This window comes from Glycomyces sp. YM15 (genome assembly GCF_016918015.1).
Taxonomy (GTDB): domain Bacteria; phylum Actinomycetota; class Actinomycetes; order Mycobacteriales; family Micromonosporaceae; genus Glycomyces.
Genome location: NZ_JAERMK010000010.1, coordinates 132,603 through 148,998, shown reverse-complemented (window position 1 = coordinate 148,998; position 16,396 = coordinate 132,603). Strand labels below are relative to the sequence as shown.

Sequence of the window (16,396 nt, the reverse complement as noted above, 5' to 3'; positions counted from 1 at the left end):
TCGCCCGAGCTACTACCGTACGCAGGTATCGGCGCACGTCGCGCCGAGGAGACGAGCACTTCGGGAGCGCCGATGTCCCACCGCGAAATGCGTCCCGTCGGCCGCGAGCAGACCTTCTTCGGGCACCCCCGCGGCCTCGCCGTCCTATTCGGAACCGAGATGTGGGAGCGGTTCAGCTTCTATGGGCTGCAGGGCATCCTGCTCACCTTCCTGGTCGCGGACGTGGCGCAGAACGGGCTCGGGCTCGCCGACACCGTGGCCGTCCCGATCGCCTCGCTCTACTCGGGACTCGTGTACCTGACGGCGCTGCCGGGCGGGTGGCTGGCGGACCGGGTCCTCGGACCGCGGCGCGCGGTCCTCATCGGCGGCATCATCATCATGTGCGGCCATCTCTCGATGGCCGTCCCGGTCAAGAATCCGGCCATGGTGTTCTTCGGCCTGTTCCTGGTCGTGGCCGGTTCGGGCCTGTTGAAGCCGAACATCTCGGTGATGGTCGGCAAGCTCTACGACGACGACACGGACGCGCGCCGCGACTCGGGGTTCTCCGTGTTCTACATGGGCATCAACCTCGGCGCGTTCCTCGGCATCCTCATCACCCCGTTCCTCGCGGGGGACGACCGGTGGCACCTCGGGTTCGGCGCCGCCGCGGTCGGGATGGCCTTCGGCCTGCTCTGGTACGTGCGGGGCTGGCCGCGCCTGACGAACGCCGGGATCGGCCCGGCGCGGCCGTTGAGCGAGGCGGAGAAGCGGAAGACGGCGAAGATCGTGGCGGTCTCGCTCGTCATCGCGGCCGTCGTCGTCGCGGTCTGGGGCTGGACCGGGACGCTGACGCTCTCGACGGTGCCCACAGTGGTGACGGGCCTGTCGATCGCGGCCGCCGTCTGGTACTTCGTCTACATCTTCGGCGAGGCGAAGGACATCACCCCCGCGGAGAAGGCGGGACTGCGCGCCTATGTGGGCCTGTTCATCGCCTCGGTCGTGTTCTGGATGCTGTACCTCCAGATGGGTTCGGTGCTCACCGCGTTCGCGGGCAACTCGGTGGACCTCGACTCGTGGGGCTTCCACCTGCCCGCGGGCGGGGTGCAGAACTTCAACTCGATCTTCATCCTGGTCTTCTCGCCGATCTTCGGCGTCATCTGGCTCAAGGCCGGGACGCGGTTCGGGACGGCGTACAAGTTCGCGATCGGCGTGTTCCTCGTGGGCTTCGCGTACGTGTTCCTCGGGTGGCTGCAGACCCGCGCCGACGACGGCGTGCTCGTCGCGCTCGCGTGGATGGCCTGGGTGTACCTGCTGCTGACGTTCGGCGAGCTGTGCGTCTCGCCCGTGGGGTTGAGCGTGACGACGCAGCTGGCGCCGCCGAACCTCAAGGGCCAGATGATGGGCGTGTGGTTCCTCGGCCCGGCGGTGGGCACTCCGCTCGGCGGGCAGGCGTTCGCGTTCCTCGTGCCGAGGGTGGGCGAGGCCGCGTTCTTCTTCATCCTCGCCGGGATCGCGATCCTCACCGCCGTCGTCCTCGCCGTGTTCAGCCCGGCGCTGCACCGGCTCATGGGCCGCGGCGGGCACGGCCCGGAAGCGGCGGTCCTGGAGACGCCGCCCGAGCCGCGGCCCCAGTCGGGATTCGGCGGCCGCCTGAACTAACCGAGCTTGAACCATTCACCGGCCTGGGCGACCAGGCGGCGCACCGGATGCTGCGGGGGCACCTCGCTGCTGCGCGGGCCCGGATGGAGCGCCGCGAAGCCCGGCTCGATCAGGCGGGGCTTGAGCGGGTCGACCGGTTTGATGAACGAGTCCGTGGGCGCCCCGTCCGGATCCGCGACCCAGCGGCGGCCGACGCGGTCGAGCCCGATCGGATAGACCGTGACGCCGTCGGCGGCGACCTTGATCCGCAGGAAGCACTTCTGGTCGATCACGCCGAGCCCCGCGAACAGCTCGTTCGTGTTGACACCCAAGCGGTTCGCCACCACCAGGTAGAGGCCCACGAGCCAGGTCCCGACGAGCCCGGCCACCGGCAGGTAGGCGAGATAGGTCCACAGGCTCACGTCGTCGAACATCCTGATGAGCTGCGCCCCGCCCCAGGACAGGGCGACCTGTGCCAGGCCGTGCAGGCCGCCGAGCATGTAGTGCCGCGAGGTGCGGCTCCCCTGCCCGGGGTGCGCGAAGCCGACGCCGGCGCCGAGCAGCACCGCGGTCACGGCCACGAACGTGCCCGTGCCCTCCAGGATGGACACCGTGGCGATGAGGCCCACGACGGCCATGAGCGCCACGAAGCCCTTGTTCAGCCACGGCAGTCTCGCGAAGATCCCGAACGCGTAGCCCATCGACTTCGCCTTCGACGGGTACTCCTTGGTGAGCAGGTAGTCCCGTTCGCGCGCATCGGGTTCGGGCACCGACTTGCGCGGCGCCGTCAGCTCCTCCGGCAGCGTGTGCGTCGGTGAGAGGTACGCGCCGCCGCCGCCGGCCGTGACCAGGTGGCGGGAGCCGTCGACCTCTTCGTAGTGGGCGTAATGATGGCGGTCGCCGGTGATGACGAGCGGCACGCGGGCGCCGCGCACGGCCACCACGTCCCGGATGAAGTGGTCGATCCGGTCGAACGAGCGCGGATCGTCCTCGGTCCACAGCCAGGACGGCTGCGGTACGCACAGGATCACCTGGTCGCCCTTGCGCATCCGTTCGGCCGCGTGCCGGAAGTACTCGATCTGCGTCTGGTCGAGATGGGTGTCGAACTGGGCGTCGACGGCGAACAACCACCAACGGTGCGGCAGCTCGAGCGCGAAATAGGACCGCTTCTGGACCGTCTTGTAGCCGCCCACCGAGCGGCCCTCGGTGAACTGCCGGGCGAACGCGGTGAGCCCGTCGAACCAGTCGTGGTTCCCCGGGATCGCGTACAGCGTCACCGGATGCCCCGGGTTCGCGGCCTCATAGGGGCCCTTCATGCGCTGCTCGTATTCGAGCCAGTCCCCCGCCGGGTACACCTCGTCGCCGCCCATGACGAGCACCGAGCCGCGCGGCAGCCTCTCGCCGCCGACCTCGATGTGGTCCTGCGCCATGAGGTACGCGATGGAATAGGTGGCGTTGAAGCCGTCGCCCACGTCCGCCACATAGTCGAGCCACAGCTCGTCCCGGTCGGCGTGGTTGTACACCCCTTGTGGACGGCCCCCGATGATCTCGCGCTTGTCGACGTACCCGCCGAAGACCCGGGCGAGACCGAACCGCATGCTCGTGTCGAGGAGCGTGCGCGGCGAAAGCCAGCGCACCGGCCCCTGCGGCCGGAAGCGGAGCTGCTCGGGACTGAGATCCTTGGGGCGGTGGGACATAGACCACATCATGGCACGTTCTGCACGCCGGGGGAACCCGTGAAACGGCCTAGGCGAACGGGGCTTTGCGCCCGTATGCTCCCGGACATGGTCAACGCACGCCACGCCGACCTCGGCGACATCGAAGAGCTCGTCCGCCTCCGCGAGATCATGTTCTCCAGCTTCGTCGGACTCCGCGGCACGGGCGACGACGCCTGGAAGGACTCGGCCGCCGAGGTCCTGCGGCGCCGGATGAGCGGGGAAGAGCCGACGATCGGCATCACCGTGATCGACGCCCCGGACGGCTCCGGCGCGCTCGCGGCGTGCGCCGTCGGCACCATCAGCGAGCGGCTGCCCGGGCCGCACAACCCGACGGGCCGGTACGGGTGGATCTTCAACGTGGTCACCGATACCCGGTGGCGCAAGCGCGGCTACAGCCGCGCCTGCACACGGGCGCTGCTCGACTGGTTCGCGGACCGGCAGGTGCACGTGCTCGAACTCCTCGCTTCGGAAGAGGGCGAGGGGTTGTACAAGCAGCTGGGGTTCACGGTCTCCCCTGAACCGGCGATGCGGTTCAATCCGCTTCGCTGATCAGCTCTCGACGTTCATCGACGGCAGCCGGAACCAGCCCGAGGCCGCGAGCGCGAGCAGCAGGAGCACCGCGAGCGCGAGGGCCGCGAGGACCAGGACGGGCAGCGCGAATCCGATGAGCGCGAGCACCGCGAGGCCGGCGAGGGCCGCGATCCGCGAGGCGGCGATGCGGCCGCTGATGGCGCGGTTGAAGACGACGTTGCCGACCAGGTAGATCGCGGGACCGCCGAGGACGGTGGCGATGGCGGCCGCGTCGGCGGTGTCCCAGGGGTGGGCGAGGACGAGTTCGACCCCGACCGCGATGACGACCGCGCCGGCGACCATGAGGGCGTGCGCGTATGCGTAGGCGCTGCGTGAGACCTCGGTCGCCCGCTCGAGGGCGATGCGCTCGTGTTCGATGTTGCCGTGCGGGGTCGCGAAGTAGAGCTGCCAGAGGACGACGATGGTGGTGAAGCCGAGGATCGAGGCGATGACGGCGGAGGCGGTGAGCGTCGTGCCGGTGAGGGTCGCGCCGAGGATCACGATCGATTCGCCCAGGGCCACGATGAACACGAGGCGGTTGCGTTCGGCGAGGTGGTCTTCGCTGAGCGGCCACGTCGACATCGGGGTCGATCCGAGGCGCGGCAGCCAGAAGTTCACCCGCGGCCCGAGGTAGTCGAGGAGGACCGCTCCGAGCCACACCCACACGCGTGCCGCTTCGGGCGTGAACACGCCCGCGACCCACACGACTCCGGCGATCGCGCTCCATGCGAGCAGCTGGGCGTAGTTGCGGCTCATGACCTGCCCGCGCCAGGCCCACACCATGAACGCGGCGCGGCTGAGCTGCAGTGCCAGGTAGGAGACGACGAACAGCCAGGCGCGGTCGCCGTAGGCCTCCGGGACGGCGACGGCCATGCCGAGCGAGGCGAACATCCACATGGCGAACCAGGACTGCACGGTGCGGTCGTTCGGGTCGAGCCAGTTGGCGGCCCAGGCGGTGTAGTTCCAGCCCCACCACACGGCGGCGAACAACACCGCGAACTCGAGCGCGCCCGCGATATCGAGATGGTGCAGCAGGAAATGCGACAGCTGCGTGATCGCGAAGACGTACACCAGGTCGAAGAACAGCTCAACCGGACCGACCCCAGTGGACCCACGTTCCCGCAACACGCTCACGGCCCGATGCTATCGCCCGGGGCCGCCCGGGACGGTGCGCTCCGGACAGGAGCTGCGGCTAAGGCTCCGTCTCCGGGGCCGGGCGGCGATTCGACCCGGGTTCAATCAGGCAGCGACGGAAGCGCGGGGTGGCGCCTAAGGCTCCGTCTCCGGGGCCGGGTGGCGATTCGACCCGGGTTCGATCCGGCAGCGAAGGAGCGGTGGGCGGTGGCCTGGGAGTGGGCCGCCGGGGCCGGTCCGGTGGCCGCTGCTGGCCGGGCCGGGTGGGTCCGGCCCGATGCCGCTGTGACCGGGTGGTCGGCGACGAGGGAGCCGCCGGTCGACGGGGTCGGCCCGGACATGCTCGTGTTCGTGTTCGTGTTCGTGTTCGTGTGCATGGTCGTGGTTCTCATGTGCCTGTCGCCTCCTTCCCGCTGCTCTACTTGCTTCCCTCGCTGGCCCTGCTGGCCCTGCTGGCCTTGTCGACCTTGCTTGGGCTTCCGGTTCCGGCCCTTCGGCTTTCGCCTGAACACGCCGTTCCTGCCGGGGCGGGTGCTGGTGCCTGCCGTCCCTGAGGGAGCGGTGCGGCCTCCTGGCGGATGCCGGTGATGGTCCCGGTGGTTGCCGGTGGCGGGTTCGCCTCCCGAGGATCGCTTCCTGTTCCTCGGGGTCCGTCCTGCAGTCGCGCGGGCTTGCGGGCGCGGCGCTGCCGGGACGGGGTGGTGCTCGCCATGGACGTGCTTGCGGTGTCGCCGTACCGAGTCCTCTATTCGCTCGGTGTGGCCTCACCGCTGACGCTGACGGGTCGTGCTCGAATCGCAGGTGCCCCCGTGTGGGGCATTGCCTTCTGGTTGGGGTGATCCCAACTAGGATCGTCCACCCAGTCACGGCCCATCGGGGGCGCGGACAGCTGCGGGCGATGGCACGGGGGTGAGATCGGACGCCTCCAGTGGAGGAGGAGCACCCTGGCTTGCGGGGTCGTCGCCTCGAAACAAGTCGGTTTGTCGGATCGGCCAGAGGCTTGTCGTAGTCTGCTTACACCTACCCCGACACCTGTACCAGTTTCCTGTCCCTGTACGTACCTCAATTGTCCCCCATACAACCCCCGACTGTCATCACCCACACGATGCGAAACCATTCACGTTCCGTACCGAACCGACTGGGCCGCAACCGAACCGCGCCTTCGCACCCCGCGCCCGGGCGTGTCACCCGCCCACCCCGTCCACCCCGTCCACCCCGCCCACCCCGCCTAACCTCACACCCGCCACCTGACCCCGCCCCACCATTCACCTCTTCGTCGCTGACTGCTTGAACCCCGGCCAAAGACCAACCCCGATTGACGACGACGAACGCCCGCCCGGTCTCCTGATGTCACAGGAGGACCGAGCGGGCGCGCGACGTATGCGGCGAGGTGCGGTGTCAGGCGGCGAGGGCGGCGCGGCCGGCCTTGAGAGCGGCCGCGGTCGCGACGACGCGCTCGATTTGGGCGGCCGCAGCGGCGAGATGGCTGTGGTCAACGTCGAGATCGAGCAGCCACGCCGCCGACTGCGGTTCGTCCTGGATCGCCTTGATGATGATTTCGTGCTCCGGCATCAAGGGGAGTCCTTTCACGCGGAGGGACGCATGGGCAACGAGTGAGTGAAGGTGAACGAGATCGCAGGAAATGCAGCGCATGTCTACATGAAGAAGGGCCCCAAGCGCATTCGCGCTTGGGGCCCACTGTGTCGAGCAGTTAGGCCTTGGTGAGGCCGTCGATCGCCGCGGCGAGGGCGTCGGAGGCGGTGTCCACCTCCTCCTGAGTGGCGCCCTTGTCGCCGTTGACGGTGGTGGCCGCGTCGCGGGCGGCGACGAGGGCCGACCAGGAGTCGGCGGTCCAGCCGGCCTCGGTCAGTTCGGCAGCGTCGTCGAGGTGGACGGCGAGGCCGGACTTGTCGATGACTGCGACGAGGAACTGGAGTTCGGCCACGTTGCAGTAGCCGTTGCCGCCGCTGATGCGCAGCGCCCCATAGTGGACGGGTTCGGCGATGGCCACGGTGTTCCAGCCGCGGACCGGGCTTCCGGTGCTCGCGAACTTGGTCCAGGTCGCGCCTCCGTCATTGGAGCCCTGGATCTCCAGTCCGGTCACCCGCAACCATGCGTTGTCACGCGGGAAGTACTTGATGCCGATCACGGTGAATGCGGACCCGTCAGTCGGGAGCACCGTGTTCGTGCACGACTTCGTGGTCGTGTCGGTGAACGTCCCGGTGTTGCCGTCGAACATGGCCCAGCCGTTGGCGGACGCGTCCTTCGTGCCGTCCCACGAACCCGTGCTGGCCGCGACCCAGGACTGATCGAAGGCGGCGGGCGCCTCGGTCATCAACGGGTCCAACAGATCCCAGGCGTCGACGAGACGTTGGGCGAGCGCCTGCTCGTCGGCGTCAGGTTCGGCCAGCGCCTCACGGACCGCCGCGACCTCGCGGGGGAACAGGAGCTGCGACCCGCGCGTGTAGGCGCTCAGGTCCACGGCGTCGGCGCGATCGAGGATCGGGTCGATGTCGTACACGGGCGCGCCGAAGAGCCGCAGCTCCGCGATGTAGATCGGTGCGCTGTTCACGATCCTCAGGTAGCGGTAGGCCTCCGCCTCCTTCGACGGGAGGTTCTGCCACGAGAGCGACTTGTAGGATGCGTCGGCGATCGTCGTCCAGGTGCTGAGGTCGTTCGACCCCTGGATCACCTGGTCGTCCATGCGGCGCACGCCCTCGTTGTCGCGGCGCGCAAGGTAGTCGAAGCGCTCCACGCTGACCTGCATGCCCGCGCCGAAGTCCAAGACCAGGTAGGACTCGCCGTCGACGGCGGGTATGTCGCTGTACGTCGAGGCGTTGCCGTCGAACATCTTCGCCGATTGCGTGGCCTTCGCTTCGTCGGCCGTGCCGTCCGCCTTGACCACTTGGGCGTCGGCGAGGTCGATGAGGTTCCGTTCGTCCGAGCCGTAGAGGGCGGTGTTGTCGGTCGCGCCGTGGATCGTCGCGGCCGTTGCTCCGTCCTCAGTGGTGTGGTCGATCGCGAGGTCGAGGCGGCCGCCGCCGGTCAGGTCACCGAGTGTGCCGGTGGCCGTCCACGACAGCGAGTCCTCGCTGGTCACGGTGAGCTCCTGGCCGCCGATGCTCACCGTCGCGTCGCTGATCGGCTTCGCGCTGGTGAAGGTCACGTCGACGACGTCGCCGGCGTTCACCCTGCCCGCCAGCGCGTCCGGAGAGGCCACGGAGACATCGGTGATGTCCCCGGGGACTTCCGAGCGGTCGCCGAAGACGTGGAATTCGCCGACCGACCAGATGCCCGGGTAGGCGGGGTCGATCGGCGGAGCCGGATCGTCGATCTGGAGCTTCAGGTAGCGGAACTCCTTGCCGCGGTGTTCGGCGATGACGGGGATGTTCTCCATGTCGTTGGTGTCGCCGGTCGGCCGCTCGGTGAGGAGGGTCCACGTGATGCCGTCGTTGGAGCCGTACACGTTGGTGCCCTGCGACCGCATCGGGAATGAGAAGCGGGCCTGGAGGCCGAACGACCCGGGCGCGACGCGGTACCGGGTGCCGAAGTCGAGCGTGACGTACCCGACACGGAGGTCGCCGAAGTGGCTGTTGTTGTTGCCGTCGGCGAGGGCGCGGGTCTGGTTCACGGTCATGTTGCCGGGCGTGACCGCGTTGCGGTAGTCGAGCGATCCGTCCGCGAGGCGCGCGTTGAGCAGTTCGAGTGCTTCGATGGCGTCGAGCAGTGCCTCGAAGGCGGTGCGGAAGTCAGCGTCGGTGCCGTTCTCGGACGCGTCCCGCGCGGCGGCGAGTGCGGCCTGGTACGGCTCGAGGCTGGCGGTGGTGTAGACGGCGCCCTCATCGGTGCCGTCGGCGACGGCGGTGTCGATCATCTTGGGCCGGTTCTTGGCCACGACGAGTTCGAAGGTCCGTGCGGTGACGGCGTCGCCGTCGTCGGCGATGATCTGGATCTTGTGGGTGCCGCGGTCGCGGTCGGTCGGCTTCCATGTGACGGTGCCGGTCTCGGCGTCGAGCTCCGCGCCCTCGGGCAGGCCGGAGGCGCTGTAGGCGGGGGCGCCGCCGGTGTCGGTCGCGCCGAGTTCGAAGGTCGAGGTCGCGTCGGGCCACAGGTAGTACCTGCCGCGGGCCTGTTCGAACGCGGGCGGGGTGAGCTGGTTCTGGGCGTTGAACATCAACGCGTCCAAGTCCACAGTCGCACCATCGCCTGTGATCCGGTAGAACTGGGTGTTGGGCCCGGTCGCGCGGTAGGTGATGTACCGCCATTCGCCCTGCGTGTCGGGCAGTTCGATCCGCGACATGACGCCCGGTTCCGGTTCGGCCTCGTTGCGGGGGTCGCGCTCCTCCTTGTCGAGCACTTCCATGACGGCGGGGCCGTCGGTGCGCACGAGGACGCCCATCTTGCTGTTGCCGGGGTACATCACGCGGCTGACGACGCTGACGGTGCCGTCCGCGTCCGCGGTCGCGCGGGCGAAGGTGCGGTCGCCCTCGGTGACGATCTCGGTGCCGGCGTCGAGCGGGATGCCGTAGTTGCCGAAGGTGAGCGTGGTGTCCTCGACGGACCTCGGCTCAGTGCCGGCGATCTCGGGAGGGAACGCCACCCAGTACTCGACGCTCTTGTCGCCGGCTGCCCAGAAGTTGTGGACGCCGGTCCCGTACTTGTAGAGGGGTCCGTCCATGCGCTCGCTCAGCAGGGCGACGTTCGGGGCCTCGGCCTCCACGTCCACGCCCTCGACGTACGTGTACTGGTAGTACAGCTCGTTGAGCGCGTTGAACATCCGGCCGCGGTAGGCGGGGGAGATGGTGCCGCCGGTGCCGCGGTCGTCGATGTACTTGGTGGGCTGGCCCATCATGTAGCCGTCGAAGGCGTCGGCGCCCTCGAGGAGCCGGTTGCCGAGGAACCCGTACGCGGTCACCGCGTCGTCGGCGGTGGAGACGGTGCCGTCCTCGGGGTCCACTTTGGTGCCTTGAACGTGGAGGAAGCGCGCCATCGCGGCGAAGTTGTCGATGTTGCATTCACCGTGGGCCTGGTCGCGGCCCATCTCGCGGAGCTGCACGAAGTCCTCGCCGTAGGGGTTGGCGGGGTCGTCGGCTTCGATGAGCGGGATCTGCTGCGCGATGCTCCCGCTGGCGTAGTCCACGAACTCGGAGTTCACGGTGAACCACTCGACGCCCTTGGCGTAGGCCTCGGCGTCGTCGGCGTAGATCGCGGTGGCAATGCGGCCGTAGAGGCCGAAGTTGTGCTGGTTCATCCACCGCTCGGGCGAGTAGAGGAACTTCTCGACGACCGGTTCGGCGAAGTTGCCCAGCAGCTTCTCGTCGTCGGCGGCGCTCCACACGACGTCGTAGCCGTCCTGGGTGCCGGGGGTGTCGTCGGCCGTCGGCTCGGTCGCGCGGATGATCTCGGCGGCCATGAGGAACTGCGACAGCGGCTTGCCGGTGTGGATGTGCGCGTCGGGGAAGTACACGAACCCGTCGGGGTTCATGCTCCCCCAGGTGCGCAGGGCCTGGATCGCGTTCTTGCGGTAGACCTCGTTGCCGGTCATGACCCACATGAGCGACTGGGTGAGCGCGCCGAAGGAGTCCCGGGTCTCGCGGCCGCGCAGGCCTCCGTGGTCGAAGTTCGGGTCGAGCGCGACGTCCGGTTCGGAGGCGGACTTCGAGTTGGTCGCGCGGTAGGTCTTGGAGGCTTCGCCGACTTTCGTCATGGCGTCGAAGTAGGAGGCCCAGGGCTCCTGGCCGGTGCGGACCATCTCCTGGGCGTTGCGGAGGTCGTCGGCCGAGAGGCCCACGCCGGGGTGGACGAACCCGGCGTCGCTCACGGTCTCGTTGATCTGGACGACGTGGTCGGTGAGGAGGCCGGCGTAGGGCAGTGCTTCCTCCGTCTGCGCCTGCGCGGGGGGCGGCGCGGCTACCACCGCGATGCCCGCCACGAGGGCGGCGGCCAGCGCGGTGAGGCGCGGCCGCTTTCGTCGGTCGACTTGCGTCATTGCACGTCCTTTCGAGATAGGGCCCTGAGGGGCATGTCGGGGCATGGCGTTCCGGTTCCCCCCAGCGCGGGTGGCGGGCGCTGGGGGCCGCGGCCCTGGTGCACAAGCAGCCGAATATCGGAATCCGTCTATGCGGACGATAGCGCCTGCCGTGGCGAGAATCAAGGCTCAGACAGATAACGTTCTCTGCTCACTTACGCTGGACCTCGATTCTCGGTGTCTCAAGTTACCGAATCGTTATATCTCATGAATCTGGTTGTCTACCTGCATGATCGATCGCATCTTCGGCTGCTACCGCATCGACCTGTGGACATTGGTCGATCCACGGGTCTCGACAAGACGGGAATCGAGATCTAACTTAGAAACCGATATCTATCCGGCAACCCCGAAGGATGCAGAGTGGCAGACCGACCCCGAGCCCTCCTGGCGATGAGCCCCGAGTTCCTCCCGCTGCTCTTCCCCGCGCCGCTCATGCAGCGGCTCGCCACCGTGCTCGACTTCGACCCCGAACTCGTCGTGCGGGACTTCACCGAACCCGCCGCGAAGGCGGCGCTGGCCGAGGCCGAGGTCGTGGTCACCAGCTGGGGGGTGCCGATGCTGACCGACGAGACGCTGGCCGGGGCCCCGAACCTCAAGGCGGTGCTGCACGCGGCCGGTACGGTCAAGTGGTTGATCGGCGAGTCCGGCTGGGAGCGGGGCCTGGTCGTCTCCAGTTCGTCGGGGGCGAACGCGCTGCCGGTGGCGGAGTACACGCTCGCGTCGATCCTCTTGGCGGGCAAGGGGATCTTCCAGCTCCGTGAGGGCTTCCGCAAGGAGCGGAGCTTCAAGCTCGGCTACATCCACCCCGAGGTCGGCAATTTCGGTCGCACGATCGGTATCGTGAGCGCCTCGAAGATCGGGCGGCGCGTGCTGGAGCTGCTGCGGCCTTTCGACTTCACGGTGCTCCTGTACGACCCGTTCGTGGAGGAGGCCGAGGCCGCCGCACTCGGTGCGGAGCTGGTGGGGCTGGAGGAACTCGTGTCGCGGGCGGACGTGGTGAGCATCCACTCGCCCGACCTGCCCGAGACCGAGCACCTCATCAACGCGGAGCGCTTGGCGCTCATGCGGGACGGCACCGTCGTGGTCAACACGGCGCGCGGGCGCCTCCTCGACACCGATGCGCTCACCGCCGAGGTCCTCAACGGGCGTCTTTCGGCGGTCATCGACGTGACCCACCCCGAGCCGCTCCCGGCGCACTCGCCGCTCTACGACCTTCCCAATGTCTTCCTCACCCCGCACGTGGCCGGCTCCCACGGCAATGAGCTGTCCCGCATGGGCCTGTACATGGTCGAGGATGCCGAGCGGTACGTGGCGGGCCGGCCGCTGGTGCACCGCGTGGACCCCGAGACGCTCTGGAGGCAGGCCTGAATCGGACATGATAGAAACCGTTATCCGTCCGTTGCGCAACGAATGCGAACGCCAGAGACGGCCATAAGATCTCGCATCGATTTCGCAACAAGCTGCAATTTCATTGCGCTGCAACCGAACACAACTCGCCGATATACGAGATTTCGCAACATGAATCATTGACTACTTTCCATGTCTAGTGATAGCGTTATCTCCCCGGCGACCTGGACCGGCACCCGGCAGGCAACCGCCACGGTCGTCGCCATAACCTTCACACCAGCCACATCCCTCACCCCTGTATCAACGTTGATTTAAGGAGGCCCCTCATGGCCGAAGTCACTCGCCGTAAGCTTCTCGGCGCGGCCGGCGCCGCAGCCGCAGTCACCGCGCTCGGCACCACCGCCGCATGTTCCGGCGACAGCACCGGCGGCGCCTCGGGCGGCGGCGACTACGACCTGCCGACGTACCAGCCCGCACCGGATCTGGAAGTCCAGCCGTTCTACTCGACCGAGACGCCCGGCATGGAGAACGTCTACACCGAGTACCCGAAGACCTACTTCAAGTCGGTCGAGCGCGAGCCCGGTTCGGGCGGCACGGTCACCAGCTTCCAGCTCACCTGGGGCGACCCGTCCAAGCCCCTGGACGAGAACCCGTACTGGCAGGAGCTCAACGAGCGCCTCGGCGTCAGCTTCGAGCCGCAGTTCGTGCCCCAGCCGGTGTTCGACGAGAAGTTCGCGACCATGCTCGCCTCCGGCGAGGTCCCCGACCTGGTCTTCGTCAACGACCAGTCCGCGGTGAACCTCCAGGGCATCCGCGACGGCGCGTTCGCCGACCTCTCCGAGGTGCTCTCGGGCGACAACATCCTCAAGTGGCCCAACCTGGCCGCGCGCAAGGAGGAGATCTGGCAGGCCAGCCTCAAGGACGGCCGCATCTACCAGATCCCCTCGATCGTCTGGAACCTCACCAACCTCCCGGTGATGCGCACCGACCTGGTCGACCAGACCTCGATCGGGCGCGCCCCCAAGGACGCCGACGAGCTGTTCACCATGCTCAAGGAGGTCTCGGCCCTCGGCACGGGCCCCGGCGGCCAGAAGGTCTACGGGCTCAACAAGTACGACGCCCACCCCGGAACCGCCTCGATGTTCCAGCGCCTGTTCAAGACCGGCCCCGAATGGCAGCTCGACGGCAACGGCGATCTGGTCCACATCACCCAGACCGAGAACTACAGGGCGATGCTCGAATGGCTCGCGCGCGCCTGGGCCGAGGGGATCTTCGACCCGGTCTCGATGTCCCCCACGGCAACCGACATCGTCTCCGGTGCCGCGATCCGCTACGACGCGGTCGGCGCGGCGATCGGCGCGGCCGGCCTGTCCCAGTGGGAGGCCGACCTTCCGGGCGCGAAGTTCGACTTCTTCGACATGCCCGGCTTCGACGGCTCCGCGCAGCTCGTCGTCCGCAACGTCCCCTACGGCAAGTCGACCTGCGTGTCCGCCAAGGCCGCCGAGGACGAGGACCGGCTCACCGAGATCCTCAACGTCCTCGACTACTTCTCGGCCCCGTTCGGTTCCGAGGAGGCGCTGTTCATCGGCTCGGGCCAGCAGGGACGCCACTTCGAGTTCAACGAGTTCGGCATGCCGGTCTCGAACATGGACTACAAGACCGAGCTCGGTGTGCAGTACGTCGGCGTCACCTCCGGCGACAACTCGTACCGCATCCACCCGAACGCGGCCCCCTGGGCCGACTCGTTCGTCACGGTCATGGAGGCCATGGCCCAGAACTCGATCGCGCGTGACCTCGAAGGCCTCGAAAGCGCCTCCGCCACGTTCATCACCAAGGGCGCGCAGCTCAAGCAGCTCTGGACGGACTTCGAGAACGGCGTCATCACCGGCCGCGAGAGCGTCGACGACCTCGAGTCCTTCGTCTCCAACTACATGGCGCAGGGCGGGACGCAGGTCAAGGACGAGTACACCCAGGCGCTCAAGGACGCGGGCAAGTAAGTGAGCGTCACCGCTGAGAAGACCGGCCCCGGGACCCGCGTTGAGCGGGCCCCGGGGCCGCCCGCACCCGCCGGAAAGCGCAAGCTCTCACTGGGCCAGCGCATCTGGCGCGAACGGTGGTCCTACACCTTCATCATCCCGGGCGCGCTGTTCTTCCTCGTGTTCGCGTACGTGCCCATGCTCGGCAACGTCATCGCGTTCCAGGACTACTCGCCGTTCCGCGGCTTCGAGGGCTCGCCCTGGGTCGGCTTCCTGAACTTCCAGGCGATCTGGACCGACCCCGAAGTCCTCACCGCCCTCCGCAACACGCTCGTCATCGCGGTGTTGCAGCTGGTCTTCGCCTTCCCGGCTCCGATCGCCCTCGCGCTCCTGCTCAACTCGCTGCTCTCGGAGAAGGTCCGGCGTCTGGTCCAGACCGTCGTGTACCTCCCGCACTTCCTGTCCTGGGTCATCGTCATCTCCGTGTGGCAGCAGGTCCTCGGCGGCGGCGGCCTGGTCGCGAACATCCTGGGCGACATGGGGATGACGGGGTTCGACGCGATGACGAACGCCGACACCTTCAAGCTCCTCGTCGTCGCCCAGGGCATGTGGAAGGACATCGGCTGGGGCACCATCATCTTCTTCGCCGCCATCGCGGGCATCCCGAACGACCGCTACGAAGCGGCCGCGATCGACGGCGCCTCCGGTTGGCAGCGCACCTGGCACATCACGCTCCCCGCGCTCGTCCCGGTCACGATGCTCCTGCTCATCCTCAACATCGGCTCGATCCTCACCGTGGGCTTCGAGCAGCTGCTCCTGCAGCAGCCCATGGTCGGCGCGGAAGCCGCGCAAGTGCTCGACACGTTCGTCTACTTCAGAGGCGTCCTCGGCGGCCAATGGGGCATCGCGACGGCGGCGGGCCTGCTCAAGGGCATCATCGGCACCATCCTGGTCCTGTCGGCCAACAGACTCGCCAAGAAGATGGGCGGAGAGGGGATCTTCTAATGGCCGCAACCACCATGGCCCGCCGACACAAGCCCGGGCGCCCGCCCTGGGTGGCCCCGCCGTCCCGCACGGTCCAGGCGGTCAAGGCCGTCGTCATCGCCCTCATCGTCATCACGATGATCTACCCGCTCGTGTACGTGATCGCGATGAGCTTCGCCTCGCCCTCGCAGGCCCGCGCCGGCGTCGTCTTCCCGACCGAGTACTCGCTCGACGCCTACCGCGCGATCTTCAACGGCGGCACCGTCACCCAGGGCCTCATGAACTCCGTGTACCTGACCGTCGTGGGCACCCTGCTCTCCCTCGCCGCGACATCGATGCTCGCCTGGGGCCTGGCGCGCACTCGCCAGGTCCCTGGCGCCAAGGTCGTCCTCGTCATGGTCCTGGCGACCATGTTCTTCTCGGCCGGCATCATCCCGAACTTCTTGCTCATCAAGTACCTCGGTCTTCTGGACTCCACCTGGTCGCTGATCATTCCCGGGCTCATCTCGGCCTTCAACATGATCGTGATCCGGAACTTCTTCCAGGGCCTGCCAGAGGAACTCATCGAAGCGGCCCGGATCGACGGCGCGGGCGAGTGGCGGATCTTCCTCCAGATCGTCCTGCCGCTGTCCAAGCCCGTGCTCGCGGTGATGGGCCTGTTCTATGCCGTGGGCTACTGGAACACCTACTTCAACGCGCTGCTCTACATCAACGACAGCGAGAAGTGGCCCATCCAGGTCGTGCTCCAGCAGTATGTCCTCGCCGGCGTGGCGATCCCGGGAGCCGTGGTCTCCCCCGACCAGCCCCCGCCGCCGGGCGTGACCCTGCAGATGGCGGTCATCGTCCTCGCCACCGTCCCGATCCTCATCGTCTACCCGTTCCTCCAGCGCTACTTCACCAAGGGCGTCCTCACCGGCGCCATCAAAGGCTGAATCCGAGGGTCACAACTGAATACGGCCGGGGCGGGGACCCGCGTAGCGGCGGCCCGCCCCCCCGGGTGGGGCCAGGGGCGGCCCAGCCCC

At 68.1% G+C, this 16,396-nt stretch carries 10 protein-coding genes; 6 read left to right on the top strand and 4 right to left on the bottom strand.

Going from position 1 to position 16,396, the window contains the following annotated elements:
• The first annotated feature begins 72 nt into the window (after positions 1 to 72).
• Positions 73 to 1,638, top strand: coding sequence for a peptide MFS transporter (locus tag JHY01_RS13110; protein ID WP_205326101.1), 1,566 nt, complete (start codon positions 73 to 75; stop codon positions 1,636 to 1,638).
• Here JHY01_RS13110 and JHY01_RS13105 read toward each other — a convergent pair.
• Positions 1,635 to 3,314 carry a metallophosphoesterase gene (locus JHY01_RS13105; RefSeq protein ID WP_205326100.1) on the bottom strand — a complete coding sequence of 560 codons (1,680 nt, stop codon included), beginning with the start codon at positions 3,312 to 3,314 and terminating at the stop codon, positions 1,635 to 1,637. The genes JHY01_RS13110 and JHY01_RS13105 overlap by 4 nt on opposite strands.
• Before the next feature lie 87 nt (positions 3,315 to 3,401).
• Here JHY01_RS13105 and JHY01_RS13100 point away from each other — a divergent pair, with 87 nt between their 5' ends.
• Positions 3,402 to 3,884 (top strand): GNAT family N-acetyltransferase, encoded by a 483-nt coding sequence (locus tag JHY01_RS13100; protein ID WP_205326099.1) that lies wholly within the window; start codon positions 3,402 to 3,404, stop codon positions 3,882 to 3,884.
• On the opposite strand, the gene JHY01_RS13095 is transcribed toward JHY01_RS13100, so the two are convergent.
• From JHY01_RS13095 to JHY01_RS13085, 3 genes are all read right to left on the bottom strand, one after another.
• Entirely contained in the window at positions 3,885 to 5,039 is a 1,155-nt protein-coding gene (locus tag JHY01_RS13095; protein WP_205326098.1) for a low temperature requirement protein A, read from the bottom strand.
• A gap of 1,398 nt (positions 5,040 to 6,437) precedes the next feature.
• Positions 6,438 to 6,611, bottom strand: a complete 174-nt coding sequence (locus JHY01_RS13090; protein ID WP_205326097.1) for a hypothetical protein — start codon at positions 6,609 to 6,611, stop codon at positions 6,438 to 6,440.
• A 139-nt stretch (positions 6,612 to 6,750) separates the two neighbouring features.
• On the bottom strand, positions 6,751 to 11,028 hold the full coding sequence (locus JHY01_RS13085) for a putative Ig domain-containing protein (protein WP_205326096.1): 4,278 nt from the start codon (positions 11,026 to 11,028) through the stop codon (positions 6,751 to 6,753).
• A gap of 429 nt (positions 11,029 to 11,457) precedes the next feature.
• Here JHY01_RS13085 and JHY01_RS13080 point away from each other — a divergent pair, with 429 nt between their 5' ends.
• The 4 genes from JHY01_RS13080 to JHY01_RS13065 all read left to right on the top strand — a co-directional run bounded on the left by JHY01_RS13080 (position 11,458) and on the right by JHY01_RS13065 (position 16,306).
• Complete coding sequence (locus JHY01_RS13080; RefSeq protein ID WP_374199526.1) at positions 11,458 to 12,435, top strand: hydroxyacid dehydrogenase; 978 nt, start codon at positions 11,458 to 11,460, stop codon at positions 12,433 to 12,435.
• Between the two features lie 305 nt (positions 12,436 to 12,740).
• A complete protein-coding gene (locus tag JHY01_RS13075; protein ID WP_205326094.1) occupies positions 12,741 to 14,411 on the top strand; it encodes an extracellular solute-binding protein in 1,671 nt (556 codons plus the stop codon).
• Positions 14,412 to 15,395, top strand: coding sequence for a sugar ABC transporter permease (locus JHY01_RS13070; RefSeq protein ID WP_205326093.1), 984 nt, complete (start codon positions 14,412 to 14,414; stop codon positions 15,393 to 15,395).
• The gene (locus JHY01_RS13065) at positions 15,395 to 16,306 is read left to right on the top strand and encodes a carbohydrate ABC transporter permease (protein ID WP_240192711.1); all 912 of its coding nucleotides are present in this window, start codon (positions 15,395 to 15,397) and stop codon (positions 16,304 to 16,306) included. Before JHY01_RS13070 ends, JHY01_RS13065 begins: the two co-directional genes overlap by 1 nt.
• Positions 16,307 to 16,396 lie beyond the last annotated feature (90 nt).

Coding starts and splice junctions, on each gene's coding strand:
- JHY01_RS13075 (WP_205326094.1), top strand. CDS start 12,741: ATGGCCGAAGTCACTCGCCGTAAGCTTCTCGGCGCGGCCGGCGCCGCA.
- JHY01_RS13105 (WP_205326100.1), bottom strand. CDS start 3,314: ATGTCCCACCGCCCCAAGGATCTCAGTCCCGAGCAGCTCCGCTTCCGG.
- JHY01_RS13085 (WP_205326096.1), bottom strand. CDS start 11,028: ATGACGCAAGTCGACCGACGAAAGCGGCCGCGCCTCACCGCGCTGGCC.
- JHY01_RS13100 (WP_205326099.1), top strand. CDS start 3,402: ATGGTCAACGCACGCCACGCCGACCTCGGCGACATCGAAGAGCTCGTC.
- JHY01_RS13090 (WP_205326097.1), bottom strand. CDS start 6,611: ATGCCGGAGCACGAAATCATCATCAAGGCGATCCAGGACGAACCGCAG.
- JHY01_RS13065 (WP_240192711.1), top strand. CDS start 15,395: ATGGCCGCAACCACCATGGCCCGCCGACACAAGCCCGGGCGCCCGCCC.
- JHY01_RS13080 (WP_374199526.1), top strand. CDS start 11,458: ATGAGCCCCGAGTTCCTCCCGCTGCTCTTCCCCGCGCCGCTCATGCAG.
- JHY01_RS13110 (WP_205326101.1), top strand. CDS start 73: ATGTCCCACCGCGAAATGCGTCCCGTCGGCCGCGAGCAGACCTTCTTC.